Consider the following 2,880-nt stretch of genomic DNA (forward strand, 5'->3'; position numbering starts at 1 on the left):
ATAACATTGATATAAGATTGAGACACGACACTAATACCTCTTTGGGTGGAACCTAAGTCCATATCAAAACAATCCACTGAACTGTTTGCACCCACAAATCTTTCTAAATTAATACTTGGTCCATTATAACAAAAAGAAAGTAAAAAAGACAGACAGGAGAATTCCTGAATGTCTCTCATTCTATCATTTTTTCCAAATAAGCAATCTTAGCAAAATCTTTACGATTGTTATTATCATTTCGATAAGAATCTTGGGAAGAGGCGCGGTAGATAGCTAAAAATTGCTCTGCAGTTGGCAGTAGAAACTGAACACCTTCTACTTCTTTTTGAGTCAGCTCCGCTATTGGCACACCTGAAAATGCCTCCAAGGTTTCCATGACTCCAAATTCAATAGACAAATCTTCTTTTTGGAATTCATGCTCGTGCAGGTCGACCAAACGATACCCCAAGCGCTCCATCATGGGTTCAATCTTATCCATATCATAAATCCGTTCTTCATCTGGTGCCTCCCAGCCACGCTCATCACCGTGAACGTGAATGTCGATATCGCGCGCCTGCCAGTCCTGTCCAGTAACCTGCTCCAGACCTAGAGAGCCCATCAGCAGTGGAACAATTCCCATCTTGTTCAGTTGAGACGCGATTTTTAGAAATTCTGCAAATTTATCTGTCATAAAGCTGTACCTATTCTTCAGGAGAAAACATATTACGTAATATAAATTATGTAAAAATAACTATTTCACTTTTTCTTCTTCGTAATCGCCATTGCTGCAGACCACTTGCTTGCCACCGCCGCGTACTTTCTTTTCAATCAGATAATGGTCACATTTTGGACAGTTCCGACCGACTGGCTTATCCCAAGATGTGAAATCACAGTCTGGATAACGATCACAGCCATAGAAAATACGATTTCGCTTAGTCTTACGCTCGATAACTTGACCTTTCTGGCACTGTGGGCAGGTCACGCCAATTTCCTTGACAATAGCTTGGGTATGACGACAGTCTGGGAAATTGCTACAAGCATAGAACTTGCCAAACCGACCCAACTTGATGACCATTGGACTGCCGCAGACCTCACAATCAAAACCGGCTGGCTCATCCTTGATTTGGATTTTTTCCATTTCAGACTCAGCTTTAGCTACTTCCTTTTCAAAAGGTTTGTAAAACTCGTCAATGATCTTCTGCCACTGTTCTTTTCCAACTTCTACATCATCCAGTTTTGCTTCCATTTCGGCTGTAAATTTCACATTTACGATGCCTGGGAAGAATTCGACAATTAGCGCGTTGACTATTTCACCCAATTCTGTCGGCTCAAAGCGCTTGGAAACCAGTTTAACATAGTAGCGTTTCTGAATGGTTTCAATGGTCGGTGCATAGGTAGACGGACGACCAACGCCATTTTCTTCCAAAGTTTTGATGAGAGTCGCTTCAGAATAACGAGCTGGCGGCTGGGTAAAGTGCTGTTCTGGATTGGTATTGACACGTTTGACGGTATCACCCTTTTCCATGTCTGGCAGCATTTTATTCTTGTCAGAGTCATTATAGATAGCCAGATAGCCATCAAACTTGATCTGACTACCGTTAGCTGCAAATTGAACTCCGTTTTGCTCTAATTTGACATTCATGGTGTCAAAGACCGCTGCTGTCATTTGGCTTGCTACAAAGCGATTCCAGATTAGCGTATAAAGCTTGAGCTGATCCTTATCTAGATACTTTGCGATGCTTTCTGGTGTATTGAAGACGCTGGAAGGACGAATGGCCTCGTGGGCATCTTGAGCGCCAGAAGCATTTTTCACCTTACTGCCATGTTTGGAATATTTGGCACCAAATTTATCCATAATAAAGCTAGCCGCTTCATTCTGCGCTACTGGGCTGATCCGAGTCGAGTCGGTACGCATATACGTAATCAGACCTTGCACGCCAGAGCCGATATTAATACCTTCATAAAGCTGCTGAGCTACCATCATGGTCTTACGAGTCCGGAAATTAATCTTATTAGCGGCATCCTGCTGCATAGAGGAAGTTGTGTAGGGCAGCGGAGCATTGCGTCGACGCTCTTTCTTTTCAACACTATCGACTGTAAAGTCATCTCCCTTAAGGTGAGACAGGACTTCTTTGACATCCTCGTTGTTGGTCAGCTTCATCTTCTTGCCATTCATGCCATAAAAGCTGGCTTGAAACTGACGAGTTCCTTTCTTGAATGTTGCGTCAATTGTCCAGTATTCTTCTGGTTTGAAGACATTAATTTCATTTTCCCGATCGATAATCAGCTTGAGGGCGACAGACTGCACCCGACCAGCTGACAGGCCTTTTTTGACTTTCTTCCAAAGAATAGGAGAAATGGAATAGCCAACCAAGCGGTCCAAAACCCGACGAGCCTGCTGGGCATTGACCAAATCCATATCAATCTGACGTGGCTCTTTAAAAGCATTCTTTACCGCATCTTTGGTAATTTCGTTGAAGACGACACGGTTTTTCTCTTTTTCATCTAGATTGAGAATGTGAGCCAAATGCCAAGAAATAGCTTCTCCTTCGCGGTCCGGGTCACTCGCCAGAAAGACTTGCTTGGCTTTCTTAGCTTCTTTTTTCAAGTCATTAATCAAAGGCCCCTTACCACGAATATTAATGTATTGTGGCTCATAGTTATTCTCAAAATCAATGGACATAGTGGACTTTTTCAGGTCACGAATATGCCCCACACTGGCCAGAACCTTATAGTTTCGTCCCAGATATTTTTCTATTGTTTTTGCCTTGGCAGGCGACTCTACGATGACAAGATTCTTTTTGACCGTAGACTTTTTCTTTGTTTTTGTTACCAAATTAGACACCTTCTATAAGAAATAAATCTCATAGAGTTTAAACTATTTTTTGATAGATGTCAACT

2 protein-coding genes are annotated in these 2,880 nt (G+C 42.3%); both read right to left on the bottom strand.

Annotated features, from left to right (window positions below; all coding sequences use genetic code 11):
• Positions 1 to 175 precede the first annotated feature (175 nt).
• Positions 176 to 670 carry a phosphoribosylanthranilate isomerase gene (locus RWS39_RS09485; protein ID WP_314482953.1) on the bottom strand — a complete coding sequence of 165 codons (495 nt, stop codon included), beginning with the start codon at positions 668 to 670 and terminating at the stop codon, positions 176 to 178.
• 60 nt (positions 671 to 730) lie between these two features.
• A complete protein-coding gene (gene topA, locus RWS39_RS09490; protein WP_314482956.1) occupies positions 731 to 2,824 on the bottom strand; it encodes a type I DNA topoisomerase in 2,094 nt (697 codons plus the stop codon).
• Positions 2,825 to 2,880 lie beyond the last annotated feature (56 nt).

Source organism: Streptococcus cristatus (assembly GCF_963529205.1).
Classification (GTDB): domain Bacteria; phylum Bacillota; class Bacilli; order Lactobacillales; family Streptococcaceae; genus Streptococcus; species Streptococcus cristatus_O.

What these genes read in the sequence shown, in the direction of transcription:
- RWS39_RS09485 (WP_314482953.1), bottom strand. Translation starts at nt 670, where the DNA reads ATGACAGATAAATTTGCAGAATTTCTAAAAATCGCGTCTCAACTGAAC.